Source organism: Dactylosporangium sp. NPDC051485 (assembly GCF_040682015.1).
Classification (GTDB): Bacteria; Actinomycetota; Actinomycetes; order Mycobacteriales; family Micromonosporaceae; genus Dactylosporangium.
Window position 1 is genome coordinate 57,620 of record NZ_JBFAZW010000006.1, and the last position, 14,128, is coordinate 71,747.

General features: G+C 69.0%; 14 protein-coding genes and 1 pseudogene. 1 reads left to right on the forward strand and 14 read right to left on the reverse strand.

Going from position 1 to position 14,128, the window contains the following annotated elements:
- Positions 1 to 6 precede the first annotated feature (6 nt).
- The 11 genes and pseudogenes from AB0M46_RS04865 to AB0M46_RS04915 all read right to left on the reverse strand — a co-directional run bounded on the left by AB0M46_RS04865 (position 7) and on the right by AB0M46_RS04915 (position 10,445).
- Positions 7 to 1,407 (reverse strand): aminotransferase class III-fold pyridoxal phosphate-dependent enzyme, encoded by a 1,401-nt coding sequence (locus tag AB0M46_RS04865; RefSeq protein ID WP_363332966.1) that lies wholly within the window; start codon positions 1,405 to 1,407, stop codon positions 7 to 9.
- Positions 1,408 to 1,444: 37 nt separating this feature from the next.
- On the reverse strand, positions 1,445 to 1,711 hold the full coding sequence (locus AB0M46_RS04870; RefSeq protein ID WP_363332967.1) for an acyl carrier protein: 267 nt from the start codon (positions 1,709 to 1,711) through the stop codon (positions 1,445 to 1,447).
- Between the two features lie 208 nt (positions 1,712 to 1,919).
- A complete protein-coding gene (gene dpgA / locus AB0M46_RS04875; protein WP_363332968.1) occupies positions 1,920 to 2,981 on the reverse strand; it encodes a 3,5-dihydroxyphenylacetyl-CoA synthase DpgA in 1,062 nt (353 codons plus the stop codon).
- 26 nt (positions 2,982 to 3,007) lie between these two features.
- On the reverse strand, positions 3,008 to 4,153 hold the full coding sequence (locus tag AB0M46_RS04880) for a glycine amidinotransferase (RefSeq protein ID WP_363332970.1): 1,146 nt from the start codon (positions 4,151 to 4,153) through the stop codon (positions 3,008 to 3,010).
- Positions 4,154 to 4,206: 53 nt separating this feature from the next.
- Positions 4,207 to 5,367, reverse strand: coding sequence for a cytochrome P450 (locus tag AB0M46_RS04885; RefSeq protein WP_363332971.1), 1,161 nt, complete (start codon positions 5,365 to 5,367; stop codon positions 4,207 to 4,209).
- A complete protein-coding gene (locus AB0M46_RS04890; protein ID WP_363332973.1) occupies positions 5,364 to 6,362 on the reverse strand; it encodes a ParB/RepB/Spo0J family partition protein in 999 nt (332 codons plus the stop codon). Before AB0M46_RS04890 ends, AB0M46_RS04885 begins: the two co-directional genes overlap by 4 nt.
- 336 nt (positions 6,363 to 6,698) lie before the next feature.
- A complete protein-coding gene (locus AB0M46_RS04895) occupies positions 6,699 to 7,946 on the reverse strand; it encodes an MFS transporter (RefSeq protein WP_363332975.1) in 1,248 nt (415 codons plus the stop codon).
- A gap of 251 nt (positions 7,947 to 8,197) precedes the next feature.
- Positions 8,198 to 8,467, reverse strand: a complete 270-nt coding sequence (locus AB0M46_RS04900) for a hypothetical protein (protein WP_363332976.1) — start codon at positions 8,465 to 8,467, stop codon at positions 8,198 to 8,200.
- Positions 8,467 to 9,138, reverse strand: a complete 672-nt coding sequence (locus AB0M46_RS04905; RefSeq protein WP_363332977.1) for a hypothetical protein — start codon at positions 9,136 to 9,138, stop codon at positions 8,467 to 8,469. Before AB0M46_RS04905 ends, AB0M46_RS04900 begins: the two co-directional genes overlap by 1 nt.
- Positions 9,135 to 10,026, reverse strand: a pseudogene (locus tag AB0M46_RS04910) (ABC transporter ATP-binding protein). Before AB0M46_RS04910 ends, AB0M46_RS04905 begins: the two are co-directional and overlap by 4 nt.
- 11 nt (positions 10,027 to 10,037) lie before the next feature.
- A complete protein-coding gene (locus AB0M46_RS04915; RefSeq protein ID WP_363332979.1) occupies positions 10,038 to 10,445 on the reverse strand; it encodes a GntR family transcriptional regulator in 408 nt (135 codons plus the stop codon).
- An 88-nt stretch (positions 10,446 to 10,533) separates the two neighbouring features.
- On the opposite strand from AB0M46_RS04915, the gene AB0M46_RS04920 reads away from it, so the two are divergent.
- Positions 10,534 to 10,869 carry a hypothetical protein gene (locus AB0M46_RS04920; protein WP_363333062.1) on the forward strand — a complete coding sequence of 112 codons (336 nt, stop codon included), beginning with the start codon at positions 10,534 to 10,536 and terminating at the stop codon, positions 10,867 to 10,869.
- Here the strand turns inward: AB0M46_RS04920 and AB0M46_RS04925 are convergent.
- From AB0M46_RS04925 to AB0M46_RS04935, 3 genes are all read right to left on the reverse strand, one after another.
- Positions 10,860 to 11,072 (reverse strand): hypothetical protein, encoded by a 213-nt coding sequence (locus AB0M46_RS04925; protein ID WP_363332980.1) that lies wholly within the window; start codon positions 11,070 to 11,072, stop codon positions 10,860 to 10,862. The two genes, AB0M46_RS04920 and AB0M46_RS04925, sit on opposite strands and share 10 nt — an antisense overlap.
- A 589-nt stretch (positions 11,073 to 11,661) precedes the next feature.
- Positions 11,662 to 12,057: a hypothetical protein gene (locus AB0M46_RS04930; protein WP_363332981.1), complete on the reverse strand. Its 396-nt coding sequence runs from the start codon at positions 12,055 to 12,057 to the stop codon at positions 11,662 to 11,664.
- A gap of 33 nt (positions 12,058 to 12,090) precedes the next feature.
- Positions 12,091 to 14,100, reverse strand: a complete 2,010-nt coding sequence (locus AB0M46_RS04935) for a hypothetical protein (protein WP_363333063.1) — start codon at positions 14,098 to 14,100, stop codon at positions 12,091 to 12,093.
- Between the last annotated feature and the right edge of the window lie 28 nt (positions 14,101 to 14,128).

Genomic DNA, 14,128 nt, shown 5'->3' on the forward strand with positions numbered 1-14,128 from the left:
TAGTCGTCACAGGTCGGCCCGGGCCCGCCTCGAGCCGGCGACAATCCGCTCGACGATCTGCTCGACATCCTTCGGCCCCGCAATCAGCGGTGGGGTGAGGCGCAACGTCGGATGCACGTAGCGCCGGCCGTTGGACCGCCGGCCGGCACCGGCCATGAACTCGACGTAGACGCCGGCGCGGATGAGGTGGGCGCGTAGCAGGGGCAGCCGGGCGGCGGCCGCCTCGGTCAGTTCGACGCCGCGCAGCAGGCCGACGCCACGCGCCTGCCGGTACAGGTCGGGGAAGGCCTCGACCAGCTCATTGACCAAGAGTTCGTGCAGCACCCGGCCCGTGGACGAGGACTGTGCGAGCAGACCTTCGGTGACGATGTGCCGCAGCCCGTCGCCGATCACCGCACAGGTCAGCGGGCGGAGATCCGACGTCGAGATCGCGCCGGTCGGCCGGGGCGCCAAGCCTCGCCGGGCGATCACCAGTGCGGTCGACAGGACTCCCATGCCGAGACTCTTGCCGATCACCGTGACGTCGGTCGGGATCGGGCCGTCGTCGTCGACCATGGCGAAGAACCGCCCGGTTTTGGCGAAGGTCAGCACCTCGTCGGCCACGAGCAACGCACCACTGGCACGGGTGGCGCGGGCCAGGCAGCGCAGGTAGCCGTCATGGGGCACCTGGATGCCGGCGTCGCCCTGCACCGGCTCCACGATCACGGCCAGCAGCTGCTCGCCGTGTTCGGCGAGGTACCCGTCCAGCGCCTCGGCATCGGCGAAGGGGATGTGATCCACCCGCAGCCCGTACGGCCCGTCCGGGGCGGGACCGGGTAGCCCGAACCGATAGTGTCGCCGGTTGAGCAGTGGCACCAGGCCCGCGGTCCAGCCGTGCCAGGCACCCTCGAAGGCAAGAATCCGGTCGCGATGGCCGAGTTCCGGGGACGGCCGCAGCCGCCGCCGGTCGATCCGTGCCTCCAGCACCAGCCGTAGCGCCAGCTCCATCCCTTCGGAGCCGGAGTTGCGCCCGCTCACGTGGTACTCCCCGGCCGGGAAGTGCTCGGTGAACAGACCCCCGTCGTCGAACAGCTCGACGAGCAGCCTGGAGCGTTCCAGCGCGGCGAGCTCATCGGTGGCGTGACCGCAGGCGCGTACCGCACGGCGCAACGCGTGCTCGGCCACGTCATGGCCGGCGCCCAGGCTGGCACTGGCGTAACCGCCGCTCGCGTCCAGTACATCGAGCGCCCGGCCGCGGTTCGGGCCCTCGAGCTCGACGAACTGGTGAACCAGGTCGGCGGCGCCGGTGGCGGCGAACGGCAGTCCGGTCTCGCCGTAATGATTGAGGTGCAGCGCACGGCCCCGAAGCAGCAGGTCCAGCTCGTGCTCCGGCACGAGCGCACCGTCGATGTCCAACAGCTCCTCCATCGCGTCGAGTTGGCGTCCCGCAGGGCGCGACACCGGTTCAGGCGCCGGTGACCAGCGAGGCGGCGCGCAGCCGGTGCACGAGTCCTGCCAATCGGCCGACGGTTGCGAAGTTGTCCTGGGTGAAGTCGTCGGTGTCGATCGTCACGCCGAATCGGTTCTCGCATTGCACCCGCAGCTCCAGGAAGCCCAGCGAGTCCAGCCCGAGCACGTCCCGGAGGCTTGCGTCGGCCCCGATGTGCTGCTCCGGGACCTGGACGAAAAGGTCCGTCACCAGAAGCCTTTTGATCTCGGCTTCGACGTCCATGCGTGCCTCGCCTTCGAACGATTTCTCAAACGGCATTTGCCCAGCAACCGTCCTATGGAGACAGACCGGCGGTGGGAGGGACGTCGGCGAAATCGCTGGGCCGTAAGCCCTTCAACGTCGACATCGACGCTACTGCATCTGTTCGGCGAAGACGAGGCGCTGCCGCTGACCGGCTGGTCACCCGCGCACCAGCGCGGCCTGGACCGTCTCACCACCGCAGCAGTGCGGCCTCGATCGTCGAGCCTGGTCCCATCGTCATCGCCACGGCGTGCTCGCCGGGTTCGGGTGCCCGCTCGCGGACCAGGTTGCGGTACGAGAACAGAAAGGAGCCGCTGGAGAGGTTGCCGTAGTCGCGCAACACGTCGAGGGTGTGGCGCAGGTCGTGCCGGGTGAGGCCGAGGTTGACCCGGACCGCGTCGATGACCTTCCGGCCGCCGGAGTGCACCACCCAGTGCGCGATGTCGGAGCGGTGCAGTCCGGTGCCGTGCAGCAGTGCCTGGATAGCACCCTCGGCGTGGGCACCGATCACGTACGGGATGTCAGGATCGAGATAGAAGCTGAACCTGCCGAAGTGCTCGTCCCAGTCGTACCGCATCGCGTCCACCGCCTCCGGAATGATCCGGCTCGCGGACCGCAGCACAACCGGGCCGGCACCGTCCTCACCGGCGACCACGGCCAGCGCGGCCGCCCCGTCACCGAAAAGGCTGTTGACCACCGCCGAGCGCATCGTGCCGTCGAACACGTAGGTCGCCGAGCAGACCTCGACGCACAACATCACGGCCAGCGACCCCGGGTGCGTCCCGGTCCACCCGGCGACGGCAGCGAGGCCGTTGAGCCCCGCGTTGCACCCCATGCCGACGACGTCCAGGCGGGCACAATCGGTGGCCAGCCCGAGCTCCTTGATCAACAACGCACTGAGGCCCGGCGTGATGAAGCCGGTCGACGACACGCAGCACAGGTACCGAACGTCGGCGCGGGTGGCGCCGGCCTCGGCGAGGCACGCATCCAAGGCGGCCCGGCCGATCTCGACGCCGACCGCGACATGTTTGCGAAGCAGATCTCCCTGGCTTTCCGGACCGGGCCGGCCGTCCGCGCCGGCGGGGGCAAGGCTCAGGTGGCGGCGCCGGATCCCGCCGTTCATGAAGACACCGCGAACCTTCGCATCGGCGATGCCGAAGATGTCCAGCAGCCTGTCCTGCGTGTAGGAGACCGGCGGAACCGCGGTCCCGACGCCAATGAGCCGCGGCCGGACCGGGTCAGTCGATGACATGGCGCAGGTCCCGTCCCTTCCGGGTTTCAGTCGAGGTAGTCCTCGGGTCCGCCCTCGCGGACGGTGTCCAGGGTGAAGCAGTGAAACCCTCCGCCGAACAGTCGCCGGTGGCGGTGCCGGACCGGCACCACGGTGAACCGATGCTGTTCAAGCGTGCGGATCAGCTCCGGGCACGCCTCGTTGACCAGCACTGTGTCCGGGCTGACCGACAACACGTTGAGGTCGATGAAGAGACTGGTGAGCAGCAGGTCGTCCTGCCCGTACTGCGGGAAGTTGTTGCGTTCCGGCGGTGGCGGGACGATGAGGTCCCACTTGCGAAGCCCGGCCGGTAGCTGATCGAGCACCTTCGGCGACCGCACCAGCAACGTCCCCGGCCGCAGCGCGAGCACCATGCTGTCGATGTGGCTGTCACTGAGGCGGTGCACCCGGTGGATCCGGAATCGTCCCTCGAGGTGACGCTCGAGCCAGTCAACGGCCAGGGCATGGTTCTGCGTGGAGATGTTCACCACGAGGTCGCGGCCGAGACGCAGCACCTGTGCGCCGTCGAACAGCATTTCGAAGCCGACGTCGTACGGTGACTCCCGCGGCTCCTGGATGGGTTCGGTCGGTCCGCCGGCCGACGCCGAGGACCGGGCGTAGGACAGGTCGAACGACGCATCGGTCATGAACGGCCGCGGCATGACCGTCCACCGGGCGCCGCGGCGGAAGTACTCGGCGAACACCGGCTTCAGGAACTGCGTCTCGAAGTACCGCGACCGGATCATCGGTGGCGTCTCGATGATCTCGTCGCCGACGATGAGCGTGTTGTCACGGACGTTGAGCGGCGGCACGACCGAGGCACTCCAGGCCGGCGTGCGGACCTCGGCGGTGGACGCGTCGACGTCCAACGGCCGGTGCACCTTCACCGACAGCGACTCCAGCGTCTTGGCGATCCCGTCGACATCCTCGACGAGCTCGTCGACGTACCGCTGGTTGATCGGGGACCGGGTCAGATCGGCCGCGACTGGCGCCCCGGCCGTTGTCAGGCGCGGGTAGTACCACTCCGACCGGACCAGGTTGTCGTGGAAGAACAGCTCGAATGACAGCTCCCGTTCGTGCGACGTGTAGTTGACTGCCGAACCGACGATGACCTCTTTGAGGGGGCTCCACTCGTCATAGCTGTTCAAGCGCATTGCCGAACATTCCTCTCTGTCGATGTAGTCACGATTGCCAGGCCGGTGGTCGCTCACCACACGACGGGAAGCCGAGCGGCCCCGTACACCGCGCCGTGCCGGGTAATAGGCACCTCGTCGACCGGGACGGCAAGCCGTAGTGTGGGGAACCGCCGGAAGACGGCCGGATATCCGACGCTCAGTTCGAGGCGGGCCAGGTGCGCGCCGACACACTGGTGCACACCGAAGCCGAACGCCAGGTGCCCGGCGGTGCGCCGCTGCGGGTTGCAGACGGCTGGTTGCGGGAAGCGTGCGGCATCCCGATTCCCGGCGGGAAGGGAGATCGTGACGCTTTGCCCGGCGCGGATCAGCTTGCCGCCGACGGTCACGTCCTGCTGCGCCCCGCGCGGGACACCCAGGTGCAGGATCGACAGATGGCGCAGCAGTTCCTCGACGAAGGCACCGACGGTATCGGGGTGCAGGGCGTCGCGGAGTTCGGGGCGGTCAAGCAGGGTGAGGACACCGAGGCCGAGCATGCTCGCCACCGTCTCGTGCCCCGCGGTGAGCAGCAGCACGCCCGCACCCGCGGCCTCGTCGTGACGCAGGTTCGCCGCGAGAGCGCTGAGCACGTCATCGCCGGGGTGTCGGCGTTTGCGGGCGACGACGTCGGCGACGAGCTCCGTCAGCGCCCGCATCGCCGCTGTACCGTCGGCGGCCGAGGACTCCAGGCTGAACAGCGTGTTGCTGTGCCGGCGTAGCAGCTCGTGGCTCGAGTTGGGCACGCCGAGCACATGGCAGATCACGGCCAGCGGCACCGGGAAGGCGAACGCCTCCACCAGGTCGACCGGCTGCGGCAGACGAGCGATGGCGTCGAGGTGCTCCTCGACGACCCGTTCGACAACGGAGCGAAACCGCTCAATACGACGCATGGTGAACCAGGCCATGAGTGCGCGCCGGAACCTGGTGTGCTCTGGCGGGTCGAGGTCGATGAACCAGCCCGGCGGGGGCTGCTGCCCGATGAACGGCTCGGCACCGGGCCGGTGGACCGGCACCCGCTTGCTCTCGGCCCGGGAGCTGAACCGGGTGTCGGCCAGCACCGTCCGAGCCTCGGCGTAGCCGGTGACCAGCCAGCCGATGTGCCCGTCCGGATACCGGTACGCCCGGACCGGCTCGCCTGGCGTGTCACCGCCAATCCCCTCGGCGGGTGCGAACCGGTGACCCGTCCGGCCGCTCACGCCGACGCCTTGTCACGCTGTCGGATCACGTCGGCGACCCGCTGCCAGGCGACGGCGTAGCCGGCCGCGACGTCGGCGACCAGCCCGGCGCAGTGCGGTGGAACGGCCTCGATGAACGCCTGCGGTCCGGCGGCGATGACCGCGTGCGCTCCCAGCACCCGCAGTACGGCCCGTCCCGATTCCTTGAGGCGCAGCGACGGGTCCCGGCGAAGGCTTTCCAGCACAGACATGATCCGGGCCGACTGAACGCTGTCGAAGGGATGTTCGGCGGTCACGGCCCGCCGGCTGCCGCCGGCGCGCTGCCGGTTGGGTACCGGGTCCTCACCGCGGGCGAGGCGGTCACGGACGTCACGGGCGGTGCCGGGCGAGATGCCGGCGATCCGGGCGACTTGCCGCAGGGACGCGGACGGATCATCGCGCAGCACGTCACTGGCGATGCGCCGGCCATTGGTGCTGTCCAGCGGACGCACCCGGCCGTCGCGGCCGACGCGGGTGTGCAACTGGTCGGAGTCTCCATTTGCACGGCCCCTGATGTGCCCGACGGTCTGGTGGGACAACCCGGTCGCGACCGCGACGGCCCGGTCGGACCACTCCGGGTGCGAACCGATGATGCGCTCGGCGGAGGCCGTCCGGTCCGCCAGCGACAAGGGCAGCCCGTGCGCGACGTTGGCGTGGACGGCCAGCACGAAGGCGTCCTTCTCGGAGCCGGAGAAGTATCGCACCGGAATCTCCCGCCGGCCGATCAGGGCGGCCGCCCGTAGCCGGTGCATGCCGTCGATGACCCGCATCGTGGGCCTGTGCACCAGGATCGGCGGCAATTCGACCGCCGACTCGGCGAGTCCCCGCACATGTTCGTCGTTGACCCCGCCGAGACGCGGTGAGACGGAGTCGATCAGCTGGTCGATCGGCACCTGAAACGGGTCACCGTCGTCGAGGTCGAAGGTAAGAACAGCATCGAATCGGTCGGCGTCTCGCAGGTCATCGAACACCGCCATGCTCTCCCTCAATTCCGCGCCATCCTCGGCCGAATAACCAGCATTTCGTTGAAGGCCAGCCCTGCGCCAACAACCGGCCGCCAGGCGACAAACCAGGCCGACATTCCGGCGGCCACCGCAAGGCCATCACCGCTCTTCCGGCATGCAGAGCGTAGCTCCTGAACAGCTCAGGTGACCAGATTGATCGAGCACCGTCGAATAAACAATCGCCTAGAATAAGGCCTTGCCGCCACACCGGACCCGATTTCCGGTACGGCGGCAGGAATATGTACGCCGCCGCTTCGAAAAGCACGGATCGGCGACGGAACGAGCGATTGTCGAAACGCAGCAGCAGCCTCAGTCGATATATTCAGGCTCATCGGCGGTTGCCCGCGCCGCCCAGAGCTGTGGTGTCATGGCGGCGATCAACGCGACGGCGGCGAGACTGGTCAGCCCGCCGATGACCAGCGCCGCACCGCCCGAGGTCCCGGCGGCCAGCAGACCGGCACGGGCCCCGCCGAGCTGCGGTCCGGCGACGCCGACCACGTGCTCGACCGCGGAGATCCGGCCCCGGTGCGACTCCGGCGTCGCGGACTGCACCACGGTGCCGCGGCACACCACCGCCCAGGTGTCGGCGCCGCCGGCCACCGCGAGCGCCACCAGCACGATCAGCAACTGCGGCGCCGCCCCGGCGATCGCCAGCGCCACCGCCCAGGTCACACCGCAGACCAGCAGGACACGGCCCGGCCGGTCGAACCTCGTCACAACCCCGGAGAACGCCGAGGCGGCCACCCCACCGGCGGCGACCGCGGCGGTCAACAGCCCCAGCACCTGCGGCGACCCGCCGAACCGCTGATCGTTGATGACCGGGAACAGCGCCATCGGCATCGACAGCACCGTGGCAGCCAGATCGGCGAGCAGCGCACCCCGCACGGCCGGGGTCCGCGCGACGAACCGCAGTCCTTCCGCGACCGCCGCGATCCCGGGCCGGCTCGTCGTCGTCGCCCTACCAGTGGCCGGCAGACCGGCGATGCCGACCAGCGCGACGAGGAAGCTCACCACGTCGATCACGAAACACCACGTGATCCCCCATACCGCGGTCACCACACCCGCGAGCACCGGCCCGGCGAGCAGCGTCACCTGGAAGGAGAGGTGATTCAGGGCCAACCCGGCGGCCAGCCGCTCCGCGGGCAGCAATCCCGGCACGATGCTGCGCAGCACCGGGTTCCCGAGACCGGAACACGCGGAGGCGACCGCGGTGAGCGCGAGCATCACCCACACCCCGTCCCGGCTGGCGGTGGCCGCGACGAGCGCCATCAACGCGCTCGTGACGGCCTGAGCGCTCGTCACAAGCAGGGCGAGACGCCGGCGGTCGATGTGGTCGATGAAGGCACTGCCGAGCAGGGCAATGGAGATCAGCGGCACCGCCGCGAACAACCCGGACAGCCCGACGATCGCTGCGTTGTGCGTCTGCGTCCACAGGTAGTAGACGACGGCGAAGGACGTGAAGTGGCTGCCCAAACCCGATGCGGTCGACCCGAGCCACAGCCTGCGGAAGGCGGCAGATTCCCGGAGCGGACGAACGTCAACCAGCGACTTCAGCACCCGCTACCCCCGTTGGCTCCCAACGTACCGTCGCCGTTAAATCCTACTGTGTCGACGGGTTAGATGTACATTTACGTGCCTTGTTCTTCACGGATGGTTAACTAGCGGAACCCCGCACAACGGCTGCGCCCGCCCGTCCGGCGGGCGCAGCCCAACAACCACGGCTGGGCTGTCCATCCTGCACGGCGAGATCCTGGCCCGCCCCTGATCGGGTTCCGGTGTGCGCGGGCGTCCGCGCACACCGGCCGGGGTCAGGCGATTCGGCGCACGCGGCGGATCGCGAGCCAGACGAGCAGCGTGGCGGCCGCGACGAAGATGCCGGTCTCGATCCACTGGAAGGTCCAGAACCGGCCCGCGGGCTGATACACCTGGTAGTTGTAGGCCCCCGGGCGCAGGCCCATCTCCCGGGCCGCGGCGCACAGACCACCGTCGCCCTCCGGCCGGCAGAGCATCATGCCGCCGGTGACGCGGGTGCCGTCCGCCTGGCGTACCTCCGTCGACATCAGCCAGGTGCCGGTCATCAGGTCGATGTGGTCGTCGATCGCGAGGCTGCGGGTGAGCGGCGCCATGAAGCGGGGCGGGCGTACATGCCGACGGCGAGCCGCGCGGCGATGTAGGCCGGCAGGGTGACCGCCATCGCGGACATGACCTTCGGCAGCAGGGTGCCGGCGTACAGGCCGAGGGCGACCGCGAACAGCGTGTAGCCGACCGGGACGACGCCCTGGACGTCGAAGAAGACCTCGGTGAAGCGGCTCTCGCGGATCTGCAGGGGCGCGTACCACCACGAAATGCCCCAGCCGTAGCCGGCGGCGAGGACGGCGACCGCGCCGCCGAGGAGGCCGGTCTTGGTCCAGGCCCAGTGCCGGCGGCTGATGCCCTGGGTCCAGATCATGCGGTGGGTGTCCTGCTCGATCTCGCGGGCGACGAGCGGCGCGCCCCAGAACAGACCGAAGAGCAGCGGCACGGCCAGGAGCAGCACCGAAACGTGGAGCAGTGGGCTGTAGGTGTCGATGAACTGGTTGACGCCGCGGTCGCACAGCTCGCCGCCGGTCGCGCAGCGCTGCCCGACGAGCCGGTCGAGGTCGCGGCGCATCGCCAGGCCGGTCGGCACGATGAACGCGGCGAGGGCCACCAGCCCGAGCAGTGTGTAGAGGCCCTGCTTGCGGTGCTGCCGCCAGGTCAGCCAGATCATGCCGCGACTCCCCATGCCTCGTGGGTGGCCTCCGTGACGCCGTCGGACAGGTAGGCCAGGATCAGGTCTTCCAGGGTCAGCTCGTGCACCGTCCACGCCGGGTCGGTGACCCGGCCGGTGACGCGCACCAGCAGCGTCGACTGCCGGCCGGTGTGGCGGGCCCGGACGACGGCGGCCACGCCGCCGATCGGCTCGCCGTGGTGCCGCGGGCCGACCAGGCGCCGGTGCTCGCCGACGATGTCCTCGACGGCGCCGGACAGCTGCACGGCGCCGGAGCTGAGCACGACGAGGTGGTCGCAGGAGTGCTCGAGGTCGGCGAGGATGTGCGAAGAGAGCAGCACGGTCGTGCCGGACTCGGCGACGCCGCCCATCAGGGTCCGCAGGAACTCGTGCCGCGCGACGGGGTCGAGGCTGGCGACGGGCTCGTCGAGCAGCAGCAGCCGGGGCCGCTTGGCGAGGGCCAGGGCGAGGGCGACCTGGGCGCGCTGGCCGCCGGAGAGCTTGCCGACCGGGATCCGGGGCGGGATGCCGGCCTGGGCAAGCCGGGTCCGGGCGAGCGTGGCGTCCCACCGCCGATTGACCTTGCCGCCCATGGTGACGAGGTCGTCGGCGGTGAAGTCGCGGTAGAGCGGGGTGTCCTGGGCGACGAAGCCGATGTCGGCGAGGGCGGCGGTGTTCTCATACGGCGTGTTGCCGAAGACCCGCACCGCGCCGGCGTCGGGGGCGCAGCAGGCCGACGGCCAGGTGCAGCAGCGTGGACTTGCCGGATCCGTTGGGCCCGACCAGCGCGGCGACCCGGCCGGCCGGCAGCCGCAGGGTGCAGTCCCGCAGCGCCCAGCGTGCCCCGTACCGCTTGCCGAGCCCGTCGGCCTCCAGCACGTGCTCGATCTCGTGTCCTCTCATGCCAGCTCCTCCAGCAGGGCGTCGGCCTGCCGCGCGGCGCGGATCGTGGTGTCGACGAGCGCGGTGACGTCCTCGTCGCTCAGGCCCGCCGCCTGGGCCCGGCGCAGCCAGTCGAGCAGCTCGGTGCGCAGGTCGGCCTGGTTGGCGAGGGAGTCGCCGGCCAGGGTGCCGGTGACGAACGTGCCGACCCCCGGCCGCCCCTCGGCGAGCCCCTCGAGCTCCAGCTCCCGGTAGGCCTTCAGCACCGTGTTCGGGTTGATGGCCAGGGACTGCGCGACGTTGCGGACCTTGGGCAGCCGGTCACCGGGCACCAGCAGCCCGACCCGCAGGGCCTGTTTGACCTGTTGGACGAGCTGCACATAGGTGTTGACCTTCGACCGGCCGTCCAGCACGAACTCGATCACGCCGGCCCGCCTCTCTCTTGTCCTACGACAGTAGGACTATAGGACAACAGGAGCGCTGGCATAGGCTCGGGAAATGGATCAACCGCTGGTGACCGTGTGCCGGGACTGCTGCTGCGGCTCGCCCCGCAAGCACCCGGACGTGGACCACGCCGGGCAGGTAGCCCGGCTACGGGCGGCGCTCGGGCAGGCGGGGGTGCGGGTCAGCGGGTGCCTCGACGCGTGCGAGCGGTCCAACATCGTCGTCGTGCACCCCACGCCCGCCGCCAGGCGGGCCGGCGCCCGGCCCGTCTGGCTCGGCTACCTGCTCGACGACGCCGTCATCGGCGACCTGACCGCATGGGTCGAGGCCGGCGGGCCGGGGGCCGCGCCGCTGCCGGAGATCCTGTCGCTGTACCTGACGAAGTCGCCGGCCGGTCAGGGGTAGCGGCGCGGCGTGTAGACGACCGGGACGCCGTCGCCGCGGTCCACGGCACGGGTCTGCAAGGAGCCGACGATGAGCAACGTCCGCATGTCGACCTCGACGGGGTCGAGGTCGGCGAGGCACACGACCCTGACCCGCTCCCCCGCGCCGCCGACGTCGCGGCCGAGCACCACCGGGGTGTCCGCAGCCCGGTGCCGCAGCAGCACCTCCTTGGCCGCCTCGACCTGCCAGGTGCGGCGCTGCGTGCCGAGCTCGGCTACGCCCGGTTGCGCGACCCGGTCGTCTTCGCCGGCGCCGCCTCCGGGACTGCTTCAGGTCGAATGAGATACCAGGTCGAGCGCGGCCTCGACGGCGACCTCTTCCATCCCGTACAGGAACGCCTCCGCTGCGCCGCGCCCACCTCGGCGGCCGGCTGGCCGACGAGGACGGCGTCGTGGAGTGGTCGACCGAGACCAACACCAAGGCCCTGGAACTGATCACCTCGCGGGCCACCGACGCGGTGCGGGCGTTCCTCGACGCAGACTACCGGGACTGCGCAGGCCAAAAGAGAGCCACACCGAAGTGGGCAGCCGATGTGAGAGCGACAGCCCGGACGTCTAGACAGAAGCCTGGCCGGGCCTCGGTCTTACCGCAATGAAACAAGAAGCCGATGAGAGGGCGTTGCGCTCGCTGTCGTACCGATGTGAGTTCGCCGAGAAGTGGCCGTGGGCGCCGGCCTGGTCGCGCAAGTCTTGCATGGCGACCGTACTTCTCGGCGATGTGCGGGCCTGCTCGCAGACGCTGATTGTAGGCGGGCTACAGGTTGTTGATTCGGGCCAGCAGCTCTGCCTCGGTCAGGTTTTCCAGGACCGCGTCCTGCTTGCGGCCCAGGACTGCCAGCAGCTTTTCCTTCTCCAGTTTCTTGGCTGCCGCCGCCTTTGCCGCCTGGTCCTCCGTGAGGCGGATGGCGATGACGTGCTTGACGACCTCCAACTTGGTCTCCAAGGTCGCCTTGGCCGGATTGGTCTCGGTGGCCACGAACGACTCGGTGTCGATGGCCTTGAGTTCGGCGTTGACCGCCTTGGCCACGTCATCGAGGCTGAAGCCGGACTTGGCGGTCAGCGGAAGCTCCCACAGCTGTTCCGTGGTCAGCAGCCCCTTGGCCGACGGGTAGCGGAATTTCTCCCGCGTGGCCTTTTCAAAAATGGTCACGATGGTCTCTCTCCGATTTTCTGGGGTAGGAAATCAGAACTGGATACTGATGAGGTGGCGCCGGCCGCCGGTCATGGTCACCTTGGCGACCACAGAGCTGCGGACCGTGGAGCTGAAGCCGAGGCCGGACAGCTGTTCCGGGGACGGCTCGCACTTGGTGCGATCGCCGAGAACCTCGAACACCTTGCGGTGCGGTTGCAGGTCGCCGCGGAGGAACTCGTTGTAGATTCCCCGGGTCGGCTGGTCGTTCACGCACCCTTTCAGGATGAAGAAGTAGTGGCGGTTGCCGACCTCGCCGTCGTCGAAGTAGTTCGGCGAGTACATGATGGTGGACACCGGCACGAACTGTTCGGTGGTGATTCCCCACAGGTCCTTGCCTGCGCTGCCCGGCTGCATGTCCTTACCCGGCCGGAAAGCGGTGATCACCTCGTCGGTGACCGTCATCCGGCCCACCTCGACGGTCTCCTTGTGGCCGACCGCCCGCTCGTGGCTGTAATGCTCGATTTTCCCGTTGCTCTCGGTCTCGATCACGAAGCCGACCTCGGTGCTTTCCCGCTTGTTGAACTGGTTCACCTCGATCCGGTACTCGCCGTCGGGGACGTTGTCGGTCCAGGTGACGTTCTCCACCGGCTCGCGCGAGAACGTGCCGCCCGCGTTCATGTCGACGTCCAGCTTGTTGCGCTTGTCCTTGTACCAGATGTGGTCGCCGTTGGGTTCGAACACGTGCAGGTCGAGGTCGTCGTGGTTGAACCAGGACAGGCTCACCCGCAGCTTGCCGGTGACGTTGCCGCCGGCCCGCTTGACCTTCTCCTTGATCGAGTCGGTGACGTTGCCGTTGTAGGACCAGCCGAAATCGTTGTCCCAGGTGAACAGCCGCGGGGCGGCCGGGTGCCGGCCGGTGGTGAGACTGACGAAGTGCGGTTCGTGGCTGTTGGCGACCCACAGCTCGATGGTCGCGGCGCCGGGCAGGATGTCTTTCATGAAGGTGACCACGGGAGTCTCCTCCGGCTTCGCGTCACGAAGGCGCGCACCTGCCGACCTCATGGTGGCTGCCTGCATGAGCAGCCCTTCGATGCCGTCCTTCATCCGCGACTGTGTGTCGTTGTCGACCCATAGCACGTTGGTGACCGACACGTCGGACAGCCGGGCGAACCGTCGCTGCAACGACTCCTCGATGCCCAACTCGTCGATGGTCTTCATGGCAGCCTTGACCATGGCCGGGGTGATCAACGCCGTGGGGCGCTGGTAATTCTGCGGTGCCACCTTCGTCTCGAACGACCGGACCGCCTGCTCCAGGTCGACGCCCGCGGAGAGATCCTGGACGAGGGTGCCGATCACCGTGTTGCGGAACCGGGCCGCCGGGTTCATGGCGTTGGCGAAAATGAAGGCCTGTCCGTCGGTCGCCTTCGTCCACCGGTTCTGCAGTGACCGGAACTCGGTCACCGCCCGACGATGCTCCGTGCCGCGGTAGAGGGCGTTGTCGTCGATGAGGTCGACGACGGTGTCCAGAGCGTGCTGGGTCAGCTCGGCCAGGCCACGCTGGAACACCTGCACCGCGGCGTCGAAGGTGCCCCGTGCCGCGCCGACGTCTTTGATGCGATGCCGCTTCTCCACCCGGCCGTGCAGGTGGTGCCACACCTCGACCTGGCCGTCGCGCAGCGTCCGGGTCGTCCTTGTCCCGTACTGCGCCTCGGTGGACCGGAAAATGGTGGACAACGGCAGCGTGCCGACGAATTCGTCCATTGCGGCGGCGACGACGGAGAAGACCGGGTCGGATGCAGACACCCCGGACCAGACGGAGCGGACCTGTCCATTGTGGATCTCGACGATGTTACCGAAGTTCTTGATGAACCCGCGGCAGGTCGAGCAGTCGTACTCGGACCGCTCGCGGAACCGGAGATTGGTGCCGGCAGGGAAGGAATCGAGAAAGGTGAGCCAGAGTGAGTCCCGGTCGAGACCGTCGCCGGCGACGTACAACTCGCCCTTGGACATCGCGGACAGACGTATAGTCACGTCCGTCACGAACTGCTGGAAATCGCCCACTGCGTCATCCTCCTTGATCACCGGAGAT

What these genes read in the sequence shown, in the direction of transcription:
- AB0M46_RS04865 (WP_363332966.1), bottom strand. Translation starts at nt 1,407, where the DNA reads ATGGAGGAGCTGTTGGACATCGACGGTGCGCTCGTGCCGGAGCACGAG.
- AB0M46_RS04870 (WP_363332967.1), bottom strand. Translation starts at nt 1,711, where the DNA reads ATGGACGTCGAAGCCGAGATCAAAAGGCTTCTGGTGACGGACCTTTTC.
- dpgA (WP_363332968.1), bottom strand. Translation starts at nt 2,981, where the DNA reads ATGTCATCGACTGACCCGGTCCGGCCGCGGCTCATTGGCGTCGGGACC.
- AB0M46_RS04880 (WP_363332970.1), bottom strand. Translation starts at nt 4,153, where the DNA reads ATGCGCTTGAACAGCTATGACGAGTGGAGCCCCCTCAAAGAGGTCATC.
- AB0M46_RS04890 (WP_363332973.1), bottom strand. Translation starts at nt 6,362, where the DNA reads ATGGCGGTGTTCGATGACCTGCGAGACGCCGACCGATTCGATGCTGTT.
- AB0M46_RS04900 (WP_363332976.1), bottom strand. Translation starts at nt 8,467, where the DNA reads ATGACCGGCACCTGGCTGATGTCGACGGAGGTACGCCAGGCGGACGGC.
- AB0M46_RS04905 (WP_363332977.1), bottom strand. Translation starts at nt 9,138, where the DNA reads ATGATCTGGCTGACCTGGCGGCAGCACCGCAAGCAGGGCCTCTACACA.